This is a genomic window from Stenotrophomonas sp. JC08, from assembly GCF_052180205.1.
Classification (GTDB): domain Bacteria; phylum Pseudomonadota; class Gammaproteobacteria; order Xanthomonadales; family Xanthomonadaceae; genus Stenotrophomonas.
In genome coordinates, this window is the sequence record NZ_CP197473.1 from 237,953 (window position 1) to 259,877 (window position 21,925).

The following is a 21,925-nucleotide window of genomic DNA, read 5'->3' on the forward strand; positions in this document are numbered from 1 at the left end:
TACATGACCGACGGCCTGTTTCCCATCGCACTCCGTGTCCAAGGCATGCGCCCGCTGTTGCTGCTGGCGCTGCTGGCCCCGTCGACGCTGCTGGCGCAGACACCGGAAGCGGCGCCGGCCGACACGCTGGAGGCGCGGATGCTGCAGGTCCGCACGCTGGCCACCGGCGGCCAGCGCAGCGAGGCGATCACCCAGTACAACGCCCTGCTGACCGAGCATCCGGGCAACAGCGATCTGCTGCTGGCGCGTGGCCGCACCTATGCCTGGGACGGGCAGTTCGCCTTGGCCGAAGCCGATCTGCTGCAGGTGGTGGGGAAAAGCCCGGGCTATGCGGATGCATGGTCGGCACTGGGCGACCTGTACCGCTGGAACGACCGCCCCAGCCAGGCTGCCGACGCCTATGCGCACTGGGTCGAGCTGGCACCGCAGAATGCCGATGCACGGATGGCACGCGGACGCGCGTTGCGTGACATGGGCCAGCTGGCGGACGCCCGGGCCGATTTCGACGCAGCCGCGGCGCTGGGTGCCGATCCTGCGGAAATCGTCAGCCTGCGCGACAGCCTGATGCCCCGCATGGCCAATCCCGATGTGATCCCCACCGATGGCTACCGCTGGAGCGCCAGCGCCGGCTGGAGCCATACCCGTTTCAGCGGCAACCGGCAGAGCTGGAACGATGCCGATCTGACACTGCGGCGCCGCTTCGAGCGCGGCTCACTCGGGCTGGAACTGGTGCGCGCCGAGCACTTCAACAACAGCGATATCGCCTGGGCGCTGGATGCCTACGCACCGTTGTGGTCACGGGCCTATGCCAACGTGCGTTACCAGCATGGCCCGTCCAGCGGCGTACTGCCCCGGCAGGCGTGGCGCGTGGAGGTGTTCCAGGGCGTGGGTAGCGGCTGGGAGCTGTCGGCCAGCGTCGATCACCTGCGTTTTTCCGGTGACACCGAATTCTATGGCGTCGGCGTTGGCCGCTACGTCGGCAACTGGTACGGGCGCTACAAACTGCAGCACGTGCCGGGCGTGGGCTCGGGCAGCTGGAGCCACCGTGTTCTGCTGCGCAACTACTACCGCGGCGATGCCGACAACTATCTGGAAGTGAGTGCCAGCAGCGGCCGCAGCACCGACATGGATCGCTTCGGCAGCCTGGTGCGTGACAACAGCGCGGCATTCGGTGTGGCGTGGCGGCGCCAGCTGACACCGGAGTGGGGCTTCAAGATCGGTGCCGGATACTCCGCCGATGACGGCGACTACGACGAGCAGCGACTGTCGGCGTCCATCTACAAGCGCTGGTAAGGGCGGGGGTACAAAGCAATGGCGGTAGCGCAGAACGGTAGCGCATGGGCACGTTTTTCCGGGGTCTTTCCAGCCCTGCTGCTTGCACAGCTGGCCGTGGTGGCCGTTGCCATCGCCAACGCTCCGGCTGCAGGTACTGGCGGGGCCGGCGGTGCGGCAATCGCGGCGGTCCAGTCGCTGCAGGTGCTGCTGCGGATGGTGCCGTTGCTGCTGTTGCTGTCACTGCCGTTGCTGCTGCTGAAGCGGCCGCTGTGGCGCGCGGTTGCGCTGGGCCTGCTGTGGTCGCTGTTCATCGCCCTGCAGGTGATGCTCGATCTGTACTTCCAGGTGGCGCAGGTGCCGTTGGGAGCGGACCTGTTCGGCTACAGCCTGGCTGAGATCCGCGTGACGCTGGCCGATGGTGCGTCGGTGAAGCCGGGCAATCTGGTGGCAATGGCGCTGCCGCTGCTTGTGCTGTGGACGGGACTGTTGTGGTGGGGACGGCGCGAGCGACGGGGGTCGGGGCGCTGGAGCACGGCCTTGCTGGCGGCGGCCGTGGTCGCCTGGCTGCTGCCCTTGCCCGCCGGTGTTGGTGTGGTGCCCGATGCGGCCGCGCGTGATCTGGCCGGCAACAAGCTGGCATGGTTCAGTGCCGATGTATGGCGCTGGTCCAGGCGCGGCGGCGAGGCCGCTGTGACCACGGCGCCGCTGCCGGTCGAAACCGCCAGCGAGGCGCCACTGGACCCGGACTATCCGTTCCTGCGCCAGGAGCAGACGCCTGACACGCTGGGACCGTACTTCTCGCCAACCAGCGACGGGCGTCCGCCCAATGTGGTGCTGATCATCGTCGAAGGATTGGGCCGTTCGTTCTCCGGACCGCAGGCGGCATTGGGCAGCTTTACTCCGTTTCTGGATGAGCTGGCCCGGCGCAGCCTGTATTTCGACAACTTCCTTGCCAACCAGGGACGCACGTTCGGCGTGCTGCCCACGCTGATCGGCTCGGCACCCTTCGCCGATCAGGGCTTCACCGCGCTGGGCAAGCGCATGCCGGCGCATCCGGGCCTGTTCAACGTGCTCGGGCAGCAGGGTTACCACACCGCCTTCTACAACGGCACCGATACCGACTTCGACGATGAGCGCGGTTACATGCGCCTGCAGCAGGTGCAGACGCTGGTGGACATGAAGAACTTCGGTCCCGGCTACCAGCGCAACCCGTTCAGCGCCTGGGGCTATCCGGACAAGGAGCTGGTCTCGCGCGTGCTGGCCGACAGCGACCGCCTGCAGCCGCCGTTCCTGCTGGCGATGCAGACCATCTCCATGCTACCAGCTATGAATTCCCCGGGCAGGACGCATACCGCAAGCGGTTCGAGCAGCGCTTGCAGCAGCTGCAGGTGCCGCAGGCGCGGCAGGCCGGCTACCGGGTCCATGCGGATATCTACAGCACCATCCTCTATACCGACGACCAGCTGCGCCGCTATTTCGAAACGGTGGAAAAGGCGCCCTGGTACGCCGATACGATCTTCATCGTGACCGGTGATCACCGCCTGCCGGAAATCCCGATGGATGCGCACATCGACCGCTACCATGTGCCGCTGATCGTGTTCTCGCCGCTGCTCAAGCAGCCGCGACGGGTGCGTGCGGTGTCCTCGCAGCTGGATGTGACGCCGTCGCTGGTGGCGCTGCTGTCCAACACCTATGGCCTGCAGCGCCCCGGGCACACCGCCTGGCTGGGGACCGGCCTGGACATGTCCGGGAGTTTCCGCAACCTGCACCAGCTGCCGCTGCAACAGACCAAGACCAGCGCGCCGGAGTTTCTGGCCGGGCCGTGGTGGCTGCATGACGGGCAGTTGTATGAACTGCAGGACGGCATGCATCTGTCGCCGGAGGATGATGCCGAGGTGCGTGACTGGGCAATGCAGCGCCTGCAGCGCTACCAGCAGGCCAATGCGGGTTTCATGCGGCGGATGGCGCTGATGCCGGAGGATTTGACCGCGCTGGTGGCCTACAGCGCCGCGCCGGCCGCTCCCCACGCCGACACCGCGCCGACGGTGGCGGGGCTGTCGATGGCATCGGCCGAGGTGGTGGCCAAGCCGGACGGGGTGCAGCTGACGGCGGTGTTCAGCAGCGGCGATCCACGCCCCAGCCGCCTGTTCGTGCCGCTGGCGATCATGTTCAACGCCGCCGGCAAGGAAGTGCAGGAAGTCTACGGAAAGGTCTTGCAGCTGCCACCGGGCGGCAGCCAGCAGGTGCAGCTGCAATTGCAGCTGCCGGCCGATTGCGATGGCCGCTGCTACGTCTCGGTGTTCCCGTCCGATCCGGACAATGGCAAGGCCGTCGGCCAGGGTCGTTATCACTTGCTGGTGGATGCCGGCACCACGGTGGAGGAGCTGTAATGAACCAGGGTTTTGCGGTGGGACTGCTTGCATTGCTGTGCCTGTTGCCCGAAGCGCCGGCGCTGGCGGCAAGCCGCGCGATGTGGACCTGGGAGGCCGAGTCGTACGCGATGGTCGAAGACCCGGCCGTGGCCGATGAAGCCATCGCCTACCTGAAATCGCAGAAGGTGGACACGGTCTACCTGTATGCCGACGCCTACCGCGGGCGCAACCTGATCGTCGAGCAGCCGCAGCTGTACCGGGCCTTCATCGAGAAGCTGCACGGCAAGCGCATGAAGGTGTACGCGCTGCTCGGCTCGGCCTATCTCAATACCGAAAACTATGTGTTGCCGGACTACCGCGAGCAGGCCGAGGCGATGTTCCGGCGGGTGGTGGAATACAACGCCTCGGTGCCGGCGACGGCGCGCTTTGACGGCGCCAACCTCGACATCGAGCCGCACATCCTCGACGAATGGAATGACAGCACCCGCCTGCGCCTGCTGCATGGCTTCCTCGACATGAGCGCGGCGGTGATGCGCATCAAGCGCGAGCACGGTGCCACGCTGGCGGTGGGCCCGGCGATTCCTTTCTGGCTCGATGGCATCGAGCTGGAATGGAACGGCCGCACCCGCCCGGTCAGCGAGCACACCATCAACATCTACGATTACGTGGCCTTGATGGACTACCGCGACAAGGCCGAGGGCAGCGACAGCATCCTCTCGCATGCCGCCAGCGAGATCGCCTACGCCAACGAGGTTGGCAAGAAGGTGGTGATCGGACTGGAGGTGTCATCCAACGACATCGACAAGGTCACCTTCCACGAGGAAGGGCCGAAGGTGTTCGAGCAGGAGGTGCGCAAGGTCGAGCGCGCGCTGCGCAACGAGCCGTCCTTCGACGGTTTCGCGATCCACCACTACCGGGCTTGGCGGCGCTGGGCCGCGCAGTACTGGGAGTGACGCTGCCGGCGGCGGAATGATGCCCTGCCGCGCAAGCCGCCGCGGCGCATCCGAGCCCGTACAATGCGCCGATGGCGACGGACCGGATTGAAATTTCCGAGCAGCTGGCGATACCGGAAGCGGAAATCGTCGAGCGTTTCGTGCGCGCTTCCGGGGCCGGCGGACAGAACGTCAACAAGGTTTCCACCGCGGTGGAGCTGCGTTTCGACATCGCCGCTTCGCCGTCGCTGCCCGAGCCGCTGCGCCAGCGCCTGCTGGCCCGCCGTGACCGGCGCATGACCGGCGAAGGCGTGCTGGTGATCGACGCGCAACGCTTCCGTACCCAGGACCGCAACCGCCAGGACGCGCGCGAGCGTCTGGTCGGCTTCATCCAGGCGGGCCTGAGCGTGCCCAAGAAGCGGGTGGCGACCAAGCCGACCTATGGTTCCAAGCTGCGCCGGCTGGACCAGAAAAAAGAGCGCGCGCAGATCAAGCGCGGCCGCTCGCAACGCAACTGGGAGTGATGTTTGAGCAAGCCTGAGCCGGTTGTCCCCGCAATTCCACCCAACATGCCCCAGGTAAAGCCCAATGCGTTCGTCCGCTGGCTGGGCCGCACCATCCTGCGCCTGGGGGGCTGGCGCATCCGTGGCCCGCTGCCGGATCTGGCCAAGGCGGTGGTGATCGCCGCTCCGCACTCGTCCAACTGGGATGGCCTGTGGGGCCTGGCGGCGAAAATGGCGCTGGGCGTGGAAGCGCGCATCCTCGGCAAGGACAAACTGTTCTGGTGGCCGCTGGGCGCGGTGCTGCGCCGCCTCGGGGTGGTGCCGCTGGACCGCAGCTCGCCGCAGGGCACGGTGGGGCAGGCGGTGGCGATGATCCGGGACAGCGAGCGCATCTGGTTCGCGCTGGCGCCGGAGGGCACGCGCAAGCCGGTGCAGGAATGGAAGAGCGGTTTCATCCGTATCGCACGGATGGCGCAGGTGCCGATCGTGCCGGCCTATTTCCATTACCCGGAAAAAATCATCGGCTTCGGCGCACCGTTCCACACCAGTGGCGACGATGTTGCCGACATGGCGGCGATCCGCCAGTGGTACCGGCCGTGGATCGGCCGCAACCGCGGTACGTTCTGAACCATGGGCACGGCACTGCTGTGGCTGCGTGATGACCTGCGCCTGCACGACCAGCCGGCCCTGCGCGCGGCGCTGGACCGTGGCCTGCGGCCGCTGCCGGTCTATATCCATGCGCCGGAAGAGGAAGGAGCATGGGCACCGGGCGCGGCGTCGCTGGCGTGGCGGCGACGTTCGCTGGCGGCGCTGGCGGCCGAGCTGGAGCGGCGCGGTTCGCGGCTGCTGCTGTTGCGTGGCCCCACGCTGGACACCCTGCAGGCGCTGGCCGCCCGCAGCGGCGCCGAAGCGGTGCTGTGGACGCGGCGCTACGAGCCGGCCATCGAACAGCGCGACGCGCATATCAAGCGCAGCCTGCGGCAGGCGGGCCTGCATGCGGAAAGCTTCAACGGCGCGCTGTTGTTCGAACCGTGGGAGCTGGCGACCCGGCAGGGCGATCCGTACCGGGTGTTCACGCCGTTCTGGAAATCGGCGCGTGCGCATTGGCGCGAACCGCGCACCTGGGATGCGCCGCCGCAGCTGCCGTCGCTGGAAACGCTGGACCTGCCCGCCGCTGAGCCTCTGGATGACCTGCTGCCGGCACCGTCCCCGGCATGGGACACCGGCTTCTGGCAGCGCTTCACCCCTGGCGAGCAGGGCGCGCAGGCGGCACTGCAGCGGTTCCTCGACGGTGCCGTGCACGGCTATGCGCAGGGCCGCGATTTCGCCGCCGAAACCGGTACCTCGCGGCTGTCGCCACACCTGCATTTCGGCGAGTTGTCCGTGCGCCGTGCCGCCGCCGCGGTGCTGGCCGCCGGTGATGCGATCGCCGAAGCCGATCGTGACCGTTTCCTCGCCGAGCTGGGCTGGCGCGAGTTCGCCCACCACGTGCTGCACCACTACCCGCACACGCCCGAACGCAACCTCGCCCCACGCTTCGATGATTTCCCGTGGGCGGATCCGGATGAGGCGCTGCTGGAGGCATGGCGGCACGGGCGCACCGGCGTGCCCATTGTCGATGCCGGCATGCGCGAGCTGTGGCACACCGGCTGGATGCACAACCGCGTGCGCATGGTGGTGGCCAGCTGGCTGACCAAGCACCTGCGCCAGCACTGGCTGCAGGGCGCGCGCTGGTTCTGGGACACGCTGGTGGATGCCGACCTGGCCAACAACACCCAGGGCTGGCAGTGGACCGCCGGCACCGGCGCCGATGCGGCCCCGTATTTCCGCGTGTTCAACCCGGTCACCCAGGCGCGGCGTTTCGATCCGCAAGGCGCCTATATCGCGCGCTGGGTGCCGGAGCTGGCGGAGCTGCCGCTGCCGGCGCGGTTCGCGCCGTGGGAACATCCGCAGCTGGCACACCGGCTGGCCCCGGCGTATCCGTGCCGTCCGCAGGTCGATCTGGCGGCCGGACGTGCCGCCGCGCTGGCCGCCTTCGCCACGTTGCCGCGTGGACCGGCGGCTTGAGGCCCACGCCGGCTGCACGCTGACGGTGCCACCATCGGCACATGCCGGTGCGGGGCGGACGGAGTAGTGTTGGCGGCTGCATGCATCCACTGTCAACCGGAGCCGCCCCATGACCCGTCATGCCCTTCTGGCCACCGCCATCAGCCTTGCGCTGGCCGCCTGTTCCGGCAAGGAGTCCACTGCCCCCGTGACCACCGATACCCCCGCTCAGGCCGGCCAACCGGCCGACGCTTCGACCAACCCGTTCATGACGGTCAGCCCGCTGCCGTTCCAGGCGCCGGCGTTCGACACGATCACCGATGCCGACTACCTGCCGGCCTTCGAGGAGGGCATGCGCCAGCAGTTGGCCGAGATCGCGCAGATCACCGCCAACGGACAGCCGGCGACCTTCGACAACACCCTGCTGCCGATGGAGAAGTCCGGCGCGATGCTGGACCGCGTCAGCAGCGTGTTCTTCAGCGTGGTGCAGGCCGACACCAATCCCGAGCGGCAGAAGATCCAGGAAGCCGTGGTGCCGAAGCTGGCCGCGCACAGCGATGCGATCCACCTGGATGCCAAGCTGTTCGAACGGGTGAAGGCGGTCTATGACGCGCGCGCCAGTGCCGGCTTGGATGCCGAGCAGCTGCGCGTGGTCGAGGAAACCTGGAAGGGCTTCGTCAAGGCCGGTGCGCAGCTCAGTGACGCCGACAAGGAAATCCTGAAGCAGTACAACGCCGAAGAAGCCACGCTGTCCAACGACTTCCACAACAAGCTGGTCGCGGCCACTGCCGCCGCTGCGGTGGTCATCGACGACAAGGCGCAGCTGGCCGGTCTGGCCGAGGGCGACATCGCCGCCGCCGCCGAGGCCGCCAAGGGCCGCAAGCTCGAGGGCAAGTGGCTGCTGGACCTGCAGAACACCACCCAGCAGCCGGTGCTGACCTCGCTGCAGGACCGCGCCGTGCGCGCCAGGGTGCTGGACGCCTCGGAAACCCGCACCGAGCGCGGTGACGGCAACGACACCCGCGCCATCATCCAGCGTCTGGCGCAGCTGCGTGCGGCCAAGGCCAAACTGCTCGGCTTCCCGAACTACGCCGCCTACAACCTCACCGACCAGATGGCGCAGACACCGGCCAACGCGCTGAAACTGCTGACCGACACCGTGCCGGCCGCCACTGCCAAGGCGCGCGGCGAGCTGGCCGAGATCCAGCGGGTGATCGACGCGCAACGTGCTGATTCAAAGGCCGGCGGCTTCAAGGCCACCGCCTCGGACTGGGACTTCTATGCCGAGCAGGTGCGCAAGGCCAAATACGACCTGGACGAGGCGCAGATCAAGCCGTACTTCGAACTGGACAACGTGCTGCGCAATGGCGTGTTCTTCGCCGCCACGCAGCTGTACGGCATCACCTTCAAGGAGCGCAGCGACCTGCCGGTCTACCACCCGGATGTGCGCGTGTTCGAGGTCACCGATGCCGACGGCCAGCCGCTGGCGCTGTTCTACGCCGACTTCTACAAGCGCGACAGCAAGTCCGGCGGCGCGTGGATGGATGTGTTCGTCGAACAGGACGGCCTTAGCGGTACCAAGCCGGTGGTCTACAACGTGTGCAACTTCACCAAGCCCGCCGCCGGCCAGCCGGCGCTGCTGAGCTGGGATGATGTGACCACGATGTTCCACGAGTTCGGCCATGCGCTGCATGGCATGTTCTCCAACACGAAGTATCCGAGTGTGGCCGGTACCGCGGTACCGCGCGATTTCGTCGAGTTCCCGTCACAGTTCAACGAGCACTGGGCCTCCGATCCGAAGGTGTTCGCCAACTACGCCAGGCACTACCAGAGTGGTGAGGCGATGCCGCAGGTGCTGGTGGACAAGATCGCCAAGGCCAGGACCTTCAACCAGGGCTATGCGACCACCGAATACCTGTCGGCGGCGCTGCTGGACATGGCCTGGCATACGCAGGGCGCCGACGCCCCGCTGCAGGACGTGGACAAGTTCGAGGCCGAGGCGCTCAAGCGCTACAAGGTGGACCTGGCGCAGGTGCCACCGCGCTACCGCAGCAGCTACTTCGACCACATCTGGGGCGGTGGCTATTCGGCCGGTTACTACGCCTACTTCTGGGCGGAGATGATCGACCACGATGCCTTCGAGTGGTTCAAGGAGAACGGCGGGCTGACCCGCGAAAATGGCCAGGTGTTCCGTGACAGGATCCTGTCCATCGGCAACACCCGCGACCTGGCCACCGCCTACCGCGAGTTCCGTGGCAAGGATCCGGACGTGGAGCCGCTGCTGCGCAACCGCGGCCTCAAGCAGGACTGACCGGCGCATGCCGTGACGCGGAACGGAAGAAGTGCTCTTTCGTTCCGCGTTTGCCGGGAACCGGCGACAGGGTGTTCTGCTTGGACCCTTTGCCGGCATTTCCCGGCAGCGGCAATGCGCGCACCTGGCCGGCACTGCGTCAGGCACCGCATCGGCCATGGATTTTCCGGCTCCTGTCCGTTCTGGAATACGCCGCAACGCGGCGCGATAGTCCGTGAACAACGAGCGGAGCTTCCCGCTAGCGTTCCGAATGGCCGGTGTCGTCGTACTGGCGCGGGGCGAACAGGTCCGGCTGGATCAACTCCACGAACGCCCGTGCCTGCGGTGACAGCACCTTGCCCCGCCGCACCACCACGCCATAGCTGCGTGCCGGGAAGTAGTCGCCCATCGCGCGGGTGGCCAGCTTGTCGCGGTCGCCCTCGTTCAGCGACAGCGCGGTGACGATGCTGATGCCCATGCCCATCGCCACGTACTGCTTGATCACCTCCCAGCCGCCCACTTCCAGCGCCACCGTGTAGGGCACGCGGTGCTGCTGGAACACCAGATCCACCAGCCGCCAGGTGATCTGCCGGCGCGGCGGCAGGATCAGCGGCCACGGTGACAGGTCTTCCAGGGTGAGGTTTTTCTTCTGCGCCAGTGGATGGTCGGGCGGGGTGATCAGCACCTGCTCGAAGCGGTACACCGGCGCGTAGCTGAGGTCGGCCGGCACATCCAGCATCGAGCCGATCGCCAGGTCGGCGGCATCGCTGCGCAGCAGCTCGGTGCCGTCGGCGCTGATCGCGTTGTGCAGGGTCAGGCGCACGTCCGGGTGCTGCCGGCGGAAGTTTTCCACGATCTTGGGCAGCAGATAGAGGATGGTCGAGGAATTGGCGGCGATATGGAGCTCGCCCGCATCCAGCCCGCTGACCTTCTCGCGGAACCGGGGCAGCAGCCCGTCCAGGTTTTCCACCAGCGGTTGTGCCATGTCGTACAGCAGCTGGCCCTCGCGGGTGGGCACCAGCCGCCGCCCGCTGCGCTCGAACAGCACCACCCCCAGCTCCCGTTCCAGCGCCTGCAGCTGCAGGCTCACCGCCGGCTGGCTGACAAAAAGCGCCTCCGAGGCGCGCGAAACCGAGCCCAGCCGCACCGTCTGCAGGAACGCGCGCAGCGGCTTGAGCCGGTCCGACTTGTAGGAAAAACGCGGGGTTACGGGCGTCTTCTTGGGCATGGCAAGACAAGTATTAGCACAACTTATAAAAAATATTGCAAAAACTGTTTTGTTAAATACATGCCTGCAGCGGCACGTTGAGGTCCCACGACAACGCAGGAACCTCCCATGTCCGCCGTCGCTCAAGTCACCCCCGCCCGCATCCCGCCGCGCCCGACCCCGGGCATCACCCTGACCACCCAGCTCGCCGGCCAGTCGGCGCTGCTGCCGGCTGGTGTGCTGGGCCTGCTGGTATCGCTGCACCGTGCGGTGGAGCCGGGCCGGCAGGCGCAGCTGGCGGCCCGTCGCCAGCGGCAGGCGTTCTTCGACCAGGGCGGGCTGCCGGATTTCCGCGCCGACACCCGCGCCATCCGCGAGGGCGACTGGACGGTGGCGCCGATCCCGGCCGCGCTGGCCGACCGCCGCGTCGAGATCACCGGCCCGACCGATCCGAAGATGGTCATCAACGCGCTGAACTCCGGCGCCAAGGTGTTCATGGCCGACTTCGAGGATTCCACCTCGCCGACCTGGCGCAATGTGCTGGCCGGGCAGCAGACGATGCGGGCGGCGGTGCGTGGCGACCTGGAGTTCACCGCACCGGCCACCGCCAAGGGGCCGGGCAAGCACTACACGCTGCGCCCGTTCGAGGAGCAGGCGGTGCTGATCGTGCGCCCGCGTGGCTGGCACCTGGACGAGAAGCACGTGCTGGTCGATGGCCAGCCGATCGCAGGCGGCCTGTTCGATGCGGCGCTGTTCGCCTTCCACAACGCGCAGACGCTGATGGACAAGGACCGCGGTCCGTACCTGTACCTGCCCAAGCTGCAGTCGATGGAAGAGGCGGCGCTGTGGGAAACCGCGCTATCGCATATCGAGGGCATGCTCGGCCTGCCGCAGGGGCAGATCAAGGTCACCGTGCTGATCGAGACGCTGCCGGCGGTGTTCGAGATGGACGAGATCCTGCACGCGCTGCGCGAGCGCATCGTCGGCCTGAACTGCGGCCGCTGGGACTACATCTTTTCCTACCTGAAGACCTTCCGCCGGCATACCGACAAGGTGCTGCCCGAGCGTGGCCAGGTGACGATGACGCAGCCGTTCCTGAAGGCCTATTCGGAATTGCTGATCAAGACCTGCCACCGCCGTGGCGCGCATGCGATGGGTGGCATGGCCGCGCAGATCCCGATCAACCACGATGCCGCCGCCAACGAGCAGGCGATGGCACGGGTACGCGCCGACAAGCTGCGCGAAGTCACGGCCGGCCACGACGGCACCTGGGTCGCGCACCCGGCGCTGATCCCGGTGGCGCGCGCCATCTTCGACGAGCACATGCCCACGCCGAACCAGCACCACGTGCTGCGCCGTGACGTGCAGGCCAGTCGCGATGAACTGATCGCCCCGTGCAGCGGCACCGTCACCCGCGCCGGCTTCGAGAACAACGTCGAGGTCTGCGTGCGTTACATGGCCGCCTGGCTGGACGGCAACGGCTGCGTACCCATCCACAACCTGATGGAGGACGCGGCCACCGCCGAGATCAGCCGCAGCCAGATCTGGCAGTGGCTGCACGCCGGCAACCAGCACCTGGACGACGGCACCGCGATCGATTTCGCGCTGCTCGACAGCACCCTGCGCGCGCTGCCTGCGCGCCTGGGCGACACCTCCGCGCTGCCCGGCGGCAGCCGCATCACCCAGGCCATCGGCCTGCTCGACCAGCTCAGCCGCGCCGACGAACTGGCTGACTTCCTGACCCTGCCGGCCTACCGGCAGATCGACTGACCTTCCCCTTACGCATCACGATCATTCGAGGACGACACGATGAGCACCTACCAGCAACAGATCGACGCCCTGCAGCAGGATTGGGACAACAACCCGCGTTGGAAGAGCATCACGCGCACCTACAGCGCCGCCGACGTGGTGCGCCTGCGCGGCAGCGTGCAGCCGGAACACACACTGGCCAGGCGGGGTGCCGAGAAGCTGTGGCAGCTGGTCAACGGCGAAGCGAAGAAGGGCTATGTGAATGCCTTCGGTGCGATCAGCGCCGGCCAGGCGATGCAGCAGGCCAAGGCCGGGCTGGAAGCGGTGTACCTGTCCGGCTGGCAGGTGGCCGCCGACGGCAATACCTCCGAAACCATGTACCCGGACCAGTCGCTGTACGCCTATGACTCGGTGCCAACCATGGTCCGCCGCATCAACAACACCTTCCAGCGTGCCGATGAGATCCAGTGGAAGAACATCATCGATGGCAAGGTCAAGGCCGAGGATGCGATCGACTTCTTCCTGCCGATCGTCGCCGATGGCGAGGCCGGTTTCGGCGGCGTGTTGAACGCCTACGAGCTGATGAAGAACATGATCACCGCCGGTGCCGCCGCGGTGCACTTCGAGGACCAGCTGGCCGCGGTGAAGAAGTGCGGCCACATGGGTGGCAAGGTGCTGGTGCCGACCCAGGAGGCGATCCAGAAGCTGTCGGCCGCGCGCCTGGCCGCCGACGTGCTGGGTGTGCCGACGATTGTCCTGGCCCGCACCGATGCCGAGGCGGCCAACCTGCTGACCAGCGACTTCGATCCGAATGACGCCCCGTTCGTCACCGGCGAGCGCACCGCCGAGGGCTTCTACCGGGTCAAGAACGGCCTGGAGCAGGCGATCAGCCGCGGTGTGGCCTACGCCCCGCATGCCGATCTGGTGTGGTGCGAGACCGGCACCCCGGACCTGGGTTTCGCCCGCGAGTTCGCCCAGGCCGTGCACGCCGCCAGCCCCGGCAAGCTGCTGTCCTACAACTGCTCGCCGTCGTTCAACTGGAAGAAGAACCTGGACGACAAGACCATCGCCAGGTTCCAGGACGAGCTGGCCGCGCTGGGCTACAAGTACCAGTTCATCACCCTGGCCGGCATCCACATCAACTGGTTCAACACCTTCAAGTTCGCCCACGACTACGCCCGTGGCGAAGGCATGCGCCACTACGTGGAGCAGGTGCAGGAGCCGGAGTTCGCCGCCCGCGAGCAGGGCTACACCTTCGTCTCGCACCAGCAGGAAGTGGGTGCAGGCTACTTCGACGATGTGACCACGGTGATCCAGGGCGGCGCTTCCAGCGTCACCGCGCTGACCGGGTCCACCGAGGAGGAGCAGTTCCAGTCCGAAGAAGCGGCCTGAACGACATGAAGCCGGTTTGACCGGGTTATGGACGGGCGGCCGCGAGCCGCCCGTCCGCGTTTTGCGCATTTCATTTTGTGATGCCACACACGCTTTGCAGCGGTGCTATCCTCCGCACTTTCCCCCCGATGGATGCCGGGGGTAGTAGCGGGGGCTGAAGGAATGAACAGCAACAGTGCTGCAAGTGTGGCCGTGGAGCCCGAATCCAGCATCGCCCGGGCGGCGATGGCTGAAATCGAGCACCCCCTCCTGTCGTCCGGCGAACTGGCGTTGTTCGCACGGTTCGGCCGCCCGCGCCAGGTGGCGGCGGGAGAGACGTTGTTCCGCCGTGGTGAATCCGGCGGCAGCATGTTCGTCATCATCGCCGGCATCGTCGATATGGATTTCGGGGAAGACCTGACGATCAAGTATCTCGGGCCGGGAGAGTTCTTCGGTGAGATGGGCCTGTTGATCGATGGCCACCGCCGCAATGCCGATGCCCGCGCCTCGACCGACCTGGCGCTGCTGGAACTGGGCCAGGGCGATTTCCAGCAGATGGTGGAGCATGCTCCCGCCCAGGCGACCCTCTTCCTGCGGCGTACGATCATGCGCGTGGTCTCCAGCGAGCAGGCGCTGATGCGGCAGTTGCGCCGCCGTAACCACGACCTGGAAGCGGCGCTGGACAATCTCTACTGCACCAGCCATCTGCTGAGTCACACCGAGGAGCTGGTGCGCACCGATGAGCTGACCGGCCTGCACAACCGTCGTGGTCTGGCGCTGTATCTGCAGGAATGCCGGCACCTGGGGGCAGAGCTACCGCAGGGATTGCTGCTGATCGATTGCGACTGCTTCAAGCGCGTCAACGATCAGCACGGCCATCTGGCCGGTGACCAGGTGCTGCAGGCGGTCGCCGAGATCCTGCGCGCGGTGGTGCCGTGCGATGGACTTGCCTGCCGGCTGGGGGGCGACGAGTTCTGTCTGCTGCTGCCTGTGGCGGACCGCCACACCCTGGAGCACACGGCCGGCGCCATCCTGCAGTCGGTGAAGGCGCTGCTGGAGCAGCCGCAACCGGTGCCGCGTATCTGCCCGGTCAGCATCGGCCTGTGCCTGCTCGATCCGGATCAGGACTGGAGCGACTGGTACGCCCATGCCGACAATGCGCTGTACGAAGCCAAGCGGCTCGGTGGCAATCGGCCGCAATGGCCACCGGGTCTGGCGGCAGCCAGCTGACTGCCACCGCGGCGGCAGTCACAGGGCGCGACCGGCAGCATGACCGCCATCAGCCGCAGGCGCAGGTCGTTTCCCGATCCCGCCGGAAAAGCTGTCTGCCCGCTTCTGCCATCACTGCCGGTGCGGCGGCAAGTGGTGCGTGCCGAAACGGGCGCGCCTGACAGTGGTTGCGCTGGAGCGGATTGATCCGGGGCTTCAGTCCGCTTCGAAGTCCACCAGCACCGCGCCATCTCCGACCTGGTCGCCGGCCTTCGCGCGGAAGCCGTGCACGGTGCCGTCGGCTGGTGCCTGCAGGGTGTGCTCCATCTTCATCGCCTCCATCACCAGCAGTGGCGTGCCGCGGGTGACGCTGCTGCCGGGTTCGACCAGCAGGGTGACCACGCGCCCGGGCATCGGTGCCAGCAGGCTGCCGCCGTGATCGGCGTGGGTGTCAGCCTCGGCGACCGGGTCGTGCAGGGTGAAACGCTGCGGGTTCCCGCTACCGAACACATGCAGGGCGTCGCCTTCGTGGACGAACTGGCCGCGTAGAAGCTGCTCGCCCAGTTGCAGGGAATAGTAGTCGCCGGTGAGCCTGCCGATGACGTTGATGCAGGCGTCGTCACACTGCACCTGCCAGCCGTCGGCGCACTGCCTAACCTGCAGCGGCCTGTGCCGGCCCAGATGTTCGAGCGTGACGCAACGGGCGGCCGGGCCGGTCAGGCGCCAGCTGTCGGCGATATCCCACGGGGAAGCATCGTTGCCTGGGTGTGTATTCCCGTGCACCGCAAGGACTGCGGCCAGCGCCCAGTCGTTGTCGCTGCCGGCGAGATGCCGCACGTCCAGCGCCTCGCCTTCGCGTTCGATCAGCGCGGTATCGAGGTTGGCGTGGCGGAACGATCCGGTCATCACCAGCCGGCGCAGGAAGGCGGCATTGGTGGTCACGCCCACCACCTGGCATTGCGCCAGGGCCTGCTGCATGCGTTGCAGTGCGCGCTCGCGATCCACGTCCCAGACGATCAGCTTGGCGATCATCGGGTCGTAGTACGGAGTGATCGCATCGCCCTGTTCGACACCGGCATCCACACGCACGTTGGTGCTGGATGCCGGCAGGCGCAGGTGACGCAAGGTGCCGGTGGACGGCAGGAAGCCGCGGTCGGCGTCCTCGGCATACAGGCGTGCCTCGATGGCGTGGCCGTGGATCTGCAGCTGTTCCTGGGTCTTCGGCAACGGCTGCCCGGCAGCCACGCGCAGCTGCCATTCGACCAGATCGGTGCCGGTGATCAGCTCGGTCACCGGGTGCTCGACCTGCAGCCGGGTGTTCATTTCCATGAACCAGAATTCGCCCGAAGGCGATGCGATGAACTCCACCGTGCCGGCACCGACATAGCCAACGGCGCGTGCGGCATCGGTCGCGGCCTTGCCCATGGCGGCGCGGCGTTCGGCGGTCATGCCCGGTGCGGGCGCTTCTTCCAGCACCTTCTGGTGGCGGCGCTGCACCGAGCAGTCACGTTCGAACAGATGCACCACGTTGCCATGGCTGTCGCCGAACACCTGGATCTCGATATGGCGCGGGCGTTCGATGTACTTCTCCACCAGCACCTGCGCGTTGCCGAACGCCGCCTGCGCCTCGCGCTGGCAGCTGAGCAGTGCCGCGTCGAAGTCGGCGCTGGCCTCGACCTTGCGCATGCCCTTGCCGCCACCGCCGGCACTGGCCTTGATCAGCACCGGGTAGCCGATGGCATCGGCCTGTGCGCGCAGGAATGCCGGCTCCTGCTGCTCGCCGTGATAACCGGGCGTCAGCGGCACGCCGGCCGCCTGCATCAACGCCTTGGCCGCACTTTTGTCGCCCATCGCATCGATGGCGCTGGCCGGCGGGCCGATGAAGATGATGCCGGCAGCCTCGCAGGCCCGGGCAAAGTCCGCGTTCTCGGACAGGAAGCCATAGCCCGGATGGATGGCCTGCGCCCCCGTACGTTGTGCGGCATCGAGGATCACCTCCGCACGCAGGTAGCTTTCCGCCGCCGCTGCCGGGCCGATATGGATGGCCTCATCGGCCAGCCGCACGTGGCGCGCATTGCGATCGGCATCGGAATACACCGCCACGGTGGCGACGCCGAGGCGGCGGCAGGTGGCGATGACGCGGCAGGCGATTTCACCGCGATTGGCGATCAGGATCTTGTTGAACATGGCGTTGTCCATGACGTGCTGCACGGCGGCAGCTTGAAGGATTGAAAAGCTTTCGCTCCCCTGTTGGGGAGCGAGCTACTTTTCTTTTCTCGTGTAAAGAAAAGGTAGCCAAAAGAAAGCACGCCCTGCCTCCGCGCCCGACGCGCGGCGCGCATCGGGTCCACTCCACCGCCGGGATTTTTCGACACGACATCCTTGTCGTGTCGAAAAACGACGTGCATCCATGCACATCGCCCTTCGGGTCTTGTCCGTCGGCTCCGTCGCTGTGGAAGGGAACCCTGAAAGGCGGAGGCAAAAGCAGGAGCCGAGGCCAAGGCGCGGCCTTCCAGCTGGGCACCAGTCATGCTGGCGGCCTCACATCCGGAACACGCCAAACCGCGTGTCCTGCACCGGCGCATTGAGACTTGCCGCCAAGGCCAGCCCGAGCACCCGCCGGGTATCGGCCGGATCAATCACCCCGTCATCCCACAACCGCGCACTGGCGTAATACGGATGGCCCTGCTGCTCGAACTGGTCGCGGATCGGCTGCTTGAATGCATCCTCTTCTTCCGCCGACCACTGCCCGCCCTTGGCCTCGATACCGTCGCGCTTGACCGTTGCCAGCACGCTGGCGGCCTGCTCGCCACCCATCACGCCGATGCGCGCGTTCGGCCACATCCACAGGAAGTGCGGCGAATAGGCGCGGCCACACATGCCGTAGTTGCCCGCGCCGAACGAGCCGCCGATCACCACCGTGTACTTGGGCACGCGTGCGTTGGCCACCGCCATCACCAGTTTGGCGCCATCCTTGGCGATGCCACCGTGCTCGTATTTCTTCCCGACCATGAAGCCGGTGATGTTCTGCAGGAACAGCAGCGGGATGTTGCGCTGGCAGCACAGCTCGATGAAGTGCGCGCCTTTCAGTGCCGACTCGGAGAACAGGATGCCGTTGTTGGCGATGATGCCGACTGGATGGCAGTGCACATGGGCAAAGCCGGTGACCAGGGTGTTGCCGTAGCGTGGTTTGAATTCATCAAAACGCGAACCATCGACGATGCGGGCGATCACCTCACGCACGTCGTACGGCTTGCGCGTGTCGGCCGGAATCACCCCGTACAGTTCCTGCGCATCGAACAGCGGTGCTTCGCTGGCCTGCAGTGCCACGCCTGCATCGGGCTTGCGCCAGTTCAAGTTGGCGATGATGGAACGCACCCGTGCCAGCGCCTGCAGGTCGTTGTCGGCCATGTGATCGGCCACGCCGGAGATGCGCGTGTGCACGTCGGCGCCGCCCAGTTCCTCGGCGCTGACCACCTCGCCGGTGGCGGCTTTCACCAGCGGCGGGCCGCCAAGGAAGATGGTGCCCTGTTCCTTGACGATGACCGTCTCATCGCTCATCGCCGGCACGTAGGCGCCGCCGGCGGTGCAACTGCCCATCACGCAGGCGATCTGCGGAATGCCCTGTGCCGACAGGTTGGCCTGGTTGTAGAAGATCCGGCCGAAATGGTCGCGATCGGGAAACACCTCGTCCTGCAGCGGCAGGAAGGCACCGCCGGAGTCGACCAGATAGATGCAGGGCAGACGGTTCTGCTGGGCGATTTCCTGCGCGCGCAGGTGCTTCTTGACCGTCACCGGGTAATAGGTGCCGCCCTTGACGGTGGCGTCGTTGGCGACGATCAGGCACTCCACGCCGGACACGCGGCCGATACCGGCGACCATGCCGGCACCGGGCACCGGGTCGGCGTACATGCCGTGCGCGGCCAGCGGTGCGATCTCGAGGAAGGCGCTGCCCGGATCGAGCAGTGCGTCGATGCGCTCACGCACCAGCAGCTTGCCGCGCGCGGTGTGTTTGGCCCGGGCTGCGTCGTTGCCGCCGCGCGCGGTGGTTTCCAGCGTGGCGCGCAGGTCATCGACCTGGGCCTGCATCGCGGCGCGGTTGGCCTCAAACATGTCGCTGCCGGGTTGCAGCTGGGTTTTCAGTACGGTCATGGCGGATGGCCTTTGCTCTTCCTTCTCCCGCTGGGAGGAGGTGCCCCGAAGGGGCGGATGAGGATTCGGGCGAAGCCTGGGGCAATGAAGGTCATGGTCACCCCAACCCCCGTTTCGCGCCCCGGTCCTTGTGCCAGTACAAGAGTGTTCGTGGGGCAGCGAGCCAATGGTTCGCAAGTTGCCCCTCTCGCCTCACGGGAGAGGGGCTTCGACTCACGCGGTGCGCTGGAACAGTTCGCGTCCGATCAGCATGCGGCGGATCTCCGAGGTGCCGGCGCCGATCTCGTACAGTTTGGCGTCGCGCCACAGGCGCCCGGCCGGATACTCGTTGATGTAGCCGTTGCCGCCGAGGATCTGGATCGCCTCACCGGCCGCCCACGTCGCCTTTTCTGCCGAATACAGAATTGCCCCGGCCGCATCCTGGCGCGTGGTGCGGCCCTGGTCGCAGGCCTTGGCCACCGCATACACGTAGGCGCGGCAGGCATTGAAGCCGACGTACATGTCGGCCAGCTTGGCCTGGATCAGCTGGAACGTGCCGATCGCTTCACCGAACTGCTTGCGCTCGTGCACGTACGGCAGCACCACGTCCAGCGCCGCGGCCATCAGGCCCAGCGGACCACCGGACAGCACCACGCGCTCGTAGTCCAGACCGGACATCAGCACTTTCACGCCGCCGCCGACTTCGCCGAGCACGTTCTCCGCCGGCACCTCGCAGTCCTGGAACACCAGCTCGCAGGTGTTGGAGGAACGCATGCCCAGCTTGTCCAGCTTCTGCGCGGTGGAGAAACCCTTCATGCCCTTTTCGATGATGAAGGCGGTGATGCCGCGCGAGCCGGCGTTGAGGTCGGTCTTGGCGTAGACGATCAGCACATCGGCGTCGGGGCCGTTGGTGATCCACATCTTGTTGCCGTTGAGCAGGTAATGGTCGCCGCGCAGCTCGGCGCGCAGTTTCATCGACACCACGTCCGAGCCGGCGCCGGGTTCACTCATCGCCAATGCGCCGATATGTTCGCCGCTGCACAGCCTGGGCAGGTATTTGTGCTTCTGCGCCTCGCTGGCGTTCTTGCGCAGCTGGTTGAGGCACAGGTTGGAATGCGCGCCGTAGGACAGGCCGATGCCGCCGGAGGCGCGCGAGATTTCCTCCATCGCCACCACGTGCGCCAGGTAGCCCATGCCACTGCCGCCGTACTGTTCCTCCACGGTCATGCCGAGCAGGCCCTGTTCGCCGAGCTGGCGCCATAGCTGGTTGGGGAAGTGGTTGCCCGCGTCGGCTTCCGCGGCCAGCGGGGCGATGTGTGCGCTGGCGAACTGGGCCACGCTTTCGCGCAACAGGTCGATTTCTTCGCCCAGATCAAAGGACAGGGAGGGGATGTGCATGCGGGCGGCTCCAGTACGGCTTGGCGAGGGGCGCTCCGGGATGGGGTGACGGGCAGGGCCGTCGGCACGGGCGTTTGCGCGCAGCCTAACGGGTCTTCATGAAGAAGTGAATACAAATTCAAAAATTGAACCTAGAATCAGCCCATGGCTTACAAACGCTCGGAATTGATGGAAAAACGCCTCGCCGGCAATCGCGAGGCGATCCTGGCGGCCGCCCGCCGGCTGGTCGCCGCCGGCGGCTACCGCAACGCGCCGATCACCGCGGTGGCGGCCGAGGCCGGCGTCTCCACCGGGCTGATCTACCGGCACTTCCCGTCGAAGGCCGAGCTGTTCGTCGAGGTGCTGACCGCGGCGGTCGATCACGAGCTGGAGATCCTGTCGGCCATCGCCGCCGAGGCGTTGCCGGCACCGCAGCGGCTGCAACGCGCGGTGGCCTCGTTCGTGCGTCGCGCGATGGCCGGCCCCGGGCTGGCCTATGCCTTCATCGCCGAGCCGGTCGATCCGGAGGTGGAGGCCGAGCGCATCCGCTGCCGGCGGCTGTTCGGCGATGTGTTCAAGCGCATCCTTGCCGACGGCGTGCGCCGCGGCGAGCTGCCGGCGCAGGATCTGGACGTGAGCGCGGCCTGCATCGTCGGCGCGTTCACCGAAGCGCTGGTCGGGCCGACCGCGCCCAGCCGCGAGGGTCTGCGCGATGGCGAGCCGCTGGTGGAGGCGATCAGCGCCCTGTGCCTGCGTGCGGCCGGGGCCGCTGCATAACCGCACTGCGACTTTTGGCCGCAGGCCCGGACGGGTATCCCATTGCGACCAGATGGGGGCGCTGGTCTATACTGCGCCAATCGCTGTGGTCCACCGACTACTTGCCAGGGGTGTCGTTACGTGCGGAATCATGACTCTCAATTCCTGAAGCGCTTTTCCATTGTGATCGCCTTTTTGGTGATCATTTCGATTGGCTTGATCTTTTTCTCCTCGTACCTGCATCGGCTGATCCCGGCGGAAGTCTCGCCGCAGGCGGCGCAGCGTACCGAGCAGCGCATCGCGCCGGTCGGTGCGGTGTATGCCGGCAGTACCGGTGCCTCGGCCCAGGCCGCCGCTGCCGCTGCCGCCGCGGCTGCCGCCGCAGCCAGTGGCGCCTATGGCGGCACGCTGGACGGCAAGGTGATCTACGACAACCTGTGCACCGCCTGCCACACCAGTGGCGTGGGCAATGCGCCGACGCTGGATCACGCGCACTGGGATACGCGCATCGCGCAGGGCACCGAGACCCTCTACAAGCACGCCATTGAAGGCTATTCCGGTCCGGGTGGCGGGGTCATGCCGCCGAAGGGCGGCAACGCCGGCCTGAGTGAAGAGCAGATGCATGCGGCCGTGGACTGGATGCTGGCCAACCTGAAGTAAGCTGTTTCTCCAGCGAAGCCACTGGCGCCGCCTTCCGGGCGGCGCTT

At 66.9% G+C, this 21,925-nt stretch carries 16 protein-coding genes and 1 pseudogene; 13 read left to right on the forward strand and 4 right to left on the reverse strand.

Annotated features, from left to right (window positions below; translation table 11 throughout):
* Window positions 1–3 precede the first annotated feature (3 nt).
* The 8 genes and pseudogenes from ACSBPQ_RS01010 (at window position 4) to dcp (ending at window position 9,439) form a co-directional block, all read left to right on the forward strand.
* Window positions 4–1,293, forward strand: coding sequence for a YaiO family outer membrane beta-barrel protein (locus ACSBPQ_RS01010; protein ID WP_442683237.1), 1,290 nt, complete (start codon window positions 4–6; stop codon window positions 1,291–1,293).
* Window positions 1,294–1,725: 432 nt separating this feature from the next.
* Window positions 1,726–2,532: pseudogene (locus ACSBPQ_RS01015) on the forward strand (LTA synthase family protein); the annotation flags it as partial.
* A 116-nt stretch (window positions 2,533–2,648) separates the two neighbouring features.
* Window positions 2,649–3,665 (forward strand): sulfatase-like hydrolase/transferase, encoded by a 1,017-nt coding sequence (locus tag ACSBPQ_RS01020; RefSeq protein WP_442683238.1) that lies wholly within the window; start codon window positions 2,649–2,651, stop codon window positions 3,663–3,665.
* Window positions 3,665–4,600 (forward strand): hypothetical protein, encoded by a 936-nt coding sequence (locus ACSBPQ_RS01025; protein ID WP_442683239.1) that lies wholly within the window; start codon window positions 3,665–3,667, stop codon window positions 4,598–4,600. The genes ACSBPQ_RS01020 and ACSBPQ_RS01025 overlap by 1 nt, the downstream gene beginning before the upstream one ends.
* A gap of 71 nt (window positions 4,601–4,671) precedes the next feature.
* Complete coding sequence (arfB, locus tag ACSBPQ_RS01030; RefSeq protein WP_442683240.1) at window positions 4,672–5,103, forward strand: alternative ribosome rescue aminoacyl-tRNA hydrolase ArfB; 432 nt, start codon at window positions 4,672–4,674, stop codon at window positions 5,101–5,103.
* Window positions 5,104–5,106: 3 nt separating this feature from the next.
* A complete protein-coding gene (locus ACSBPQ_RS01035) occupies window positions 5,107–5,709 on the forward strand; it encodes a lysophospholipid acyltransferase family protein (protein ID WP_442683241.1) in 603 nt (200 codons plus the stop codon).
* 3 nt (window positions 5,710–5,712) lie between these two features.
* Complete coding sequence (locus ACSBPQ_RS01040) at window positions 5,713–7,149, forward strand: cryptochrome/photolyase family protein (protein ID WP_442683242.1); 1,437 nt, start codon at window positions 5,713–5,715, stop codon at window positions 7,147–7,149.
* 109 nt (window positions 7,150–7,258) lie between these two features.
* Window positions 7,259–9,439 (forward strand): peptidyl-dipeptidase Dcp, encoded by a 2,181-nt coding sequence (gene dcp / locus ACSBPQ_RS01045; RefSeq protein WP_442683243.1) that lies wholly within the window; start codon window positions 7,259–7,261, stop codon window positions 9,437–9,439.
* Window positions 9,440–9,677: 238 nt separating this feature from the next.
* On the opposite strand, the gene ACSBPQ_RS01050 is transcribed toward dcp, so the two are convergent.
* On the reverse strand, window positions 9,678–10,646 hold the full coding sequence (locus ACSBPQ_RS01050; protein WP_442683244.1) for a LysR family transcriptional regulator: 969 nt from the start codon (window positions 10,644–10,646) through the stop codon (window positions 9,678–9,680).
* Window positions 10,647–10,754: 108 nt separating this feature from the next.
* Between ACSBPQ_RS01050 and aceB the strand changes: the two genes are divergently transcribed.
* From aceB to ACSBPQ_RS01065, 3 genes are all read left to right on the forward strand, one after another.
* Window positions 10,755–12,395, forward strand: a complete 1,641-nt coding sequence (aceB, locus tag ACSBPQ_RS01055) for a malate synthase A (RefSeq protein WP_442683245.1) — start codon at window positions 10,755–10,757, stop codon at window positions 12,393–12,395.
* 39 nt (window positions 12,396–12,434) lie between these two features.
* Entirely contained in the window at window positions 12,435–13,766 is a 1,332-nt protein-coding gene (gene aceA / locus ACSBPQ_RS01060; RefSeq protein ID WP_442683246.1) for an isocitrate lyase, read from the forward strand.
* A gap of 162 nt (window positions 13,767–13,928) precedes the next feature.
* Window positions 13,929–14,975, forward strand: a complete 1,047-nt coding sequence (locus ACSBPQ_RS01065) for a diguanylate cyclase domain-containing protein (protein ID WP_442683247.1) — start codon at window positions 13,929–13,931, stop codon at window positions 14,973–14,975.
* Window positions 14,976–15,170: 195 nt separating this feature from the next.
* Here ACSBPQ_RS01065 and ACSBPQ_RS01070 read toward each other — a convergent pair whose 3' ends face one another.
* The 3 genes from ACSBPQ_RS01070 to ACSBPQ_RS01080 form a co-directional block, all read right to left on the reverse strand.
* Window positions 15,171–17,141 carry an acetyl/propionyl/methylcrotonyl-CoA carboxylase subunit alpha gene (locus ACSBPQ_RS01070; protein ID WP_442683248.1) on the reverse strand — a complete coding sequence of 657 codons (1,971 nt, stop codon included), beginning with the start codon at window positions 17,139–17,141 and terminating at the stop codon, window positions 15,171–15,173.
* A 354-nt stretch (window positions 17,142–17,495) separates the two neighbouring features.
* Window positions 17,496–19,106, reverse strand: coding sequence for a carboxyl transferase domain-containing protein (locus ACSBPQ_RS01075; RefSeq protein ID WP_442683249.1), 1,611 nt, complete (start codon window positions 19,104–19,106; stop codon window positions 17,496–17,498).
* Between the two features lie 213 nt (window positions 19,107–19,319).
* Window positions 19,320–20,483: an isovaleryl-CoA dehydrogenase gene (locus tag ACSBPQ_RS01080; RefSeq protein ID WP_442683250.1), complete on the reverse strand. Its 1,164-nt coding sequence runs from the start codon at window positions 20,481–20,483 to the stop codon at window positions 19,320–19,322.
* A gap of 144 nt (window positions 20,484–20,627) precedes the next feature.
* On the opposite strand from ACSBPQ_RS01080, the gene ACSBPQ_RS01085 reads away from it, so the two are divergent.
* Entirely contained in the window at window positions 20,628–21,239 is a 612-nt protein-coding gene (locus ACSBPQ_RS01085; RefSeq protein ID WP_442683251.1) for a TetR/AcrR family transcriptional regulator, read from the forward strand.
* Window positions 21,240–21,359: 120 nt separating this feature from the next.
* Complete coding sequence (locus ACSBPQ_RS01090) at window positions 21,360–21,878, forward strand: c-type cytochrome (protein ID WP_442683252.1); 519 nt, start codon at window positions 21,360–21,362, stop codon at window positions 21,876–21,878.
* Window positions 21,879–21,925 lie beyond the last annotated feature (47 nt).

What these genes read in the sequence shown, in the direction of transcription:
- ACSBPQ_RS01050 (WP_442683244.1), bottom strand. Translation starts at nt 10,646, where the DNA reads ATGCCCAAGAAGACGCCCGTAACCCCGCGTTTTTCCTACAAGTCGGAC.
- ACSBPQ_RS01040 (WP_442683242.1), top strand. Translation starts at nt 5,713, where the DNA reads ATGGGCACGGCACTGCTGTGGCTGCGTGATGACCTGCGCCTGCACGAC.
- ACSBPQ_RS01070 (WP_442683248.1), bottom strand. Translation starts at nt 17,141, where the DNA reads ATGTTCAACAAGATCCTGATCGCCAATCGCGGTGAAATCGCCTGCCGC.
- ACSBPQ_RS01080 (WP_442683250.1), bottom strand. Translation starts at nt 20,483, where the DNA reads ATGCACATCCCCTCCCTGTCCTTTGATCTGGGCGAAGAAATCGACCTG.
- dcp (WP_442683243.1), top strand. Translation starts at nt 7,259, where the DNA reads ATGACCCGTCATGCCCTTCTGGCCACCGCCATCAGCCTTGCGCTGGCC.
- ACSBPQ_RS01065 (WP_442683247.1), top strand. Translation starts at nt 13,929, where the DNA reads ATGAACAGCAACAGTGCTGCAAGTGTGGCCGTGGAGCCCGAATCCAGC.
- ACSBPQ_RS01085 (WP_442683251.1), top strand. Translation starts at nt 20,628, where the DNA reads ATGGCTTACAAACGCTCGGAATTGATGGAAAAACGCCTCGCCGGCAAT.
- arfB (WP_442683240.1), top strand. Translation starts at nt 4,672, where the DNA reads ATGGCGACGGACCGGATTGAAATTTCCGAGCAGCTGGCGATACCGGAA.
- aceA (WP_442683246.1), top strand. Translation starts at nt 12,435, where the DNA reads ATGAGCACCTACCAGCAACAGATCGACGCCCTGCAGCAGGATTGGGAC.
- ACSBPQ_RS01010 (WP_442683237.1), top strand. Translation starts at nt 4, where the DNA reads ATGACCGACGGCCTGTTTCCCATCGCACTCCGTGTCCAAGGCATGCGC.
- ACSBPQ_RS01075 (WP_442683249.1), bottom strand. Translation starts at nt 19,106, where the DNA reads ATGACCGTACTGAAAACCCAGCTGCAACCCGGCAGCGACATGTTTGAG.
- ACSBPQ_RS01025 (WP_442683239.1), top strand. Translation starts at nt 3,665, where the DNA reads ATGAACCAGGGTTTTGCGGTGGGACTGCTTGCATTGCTGTGCCTGTTG.
- aceB (WP_442683245.1), top strand. Translation starts at nt 10,755, where the DNA reads ATGTCCGCCGTCGCTCAAGTCACCCCCGCCCGCATCCCGCCGCGCCCG.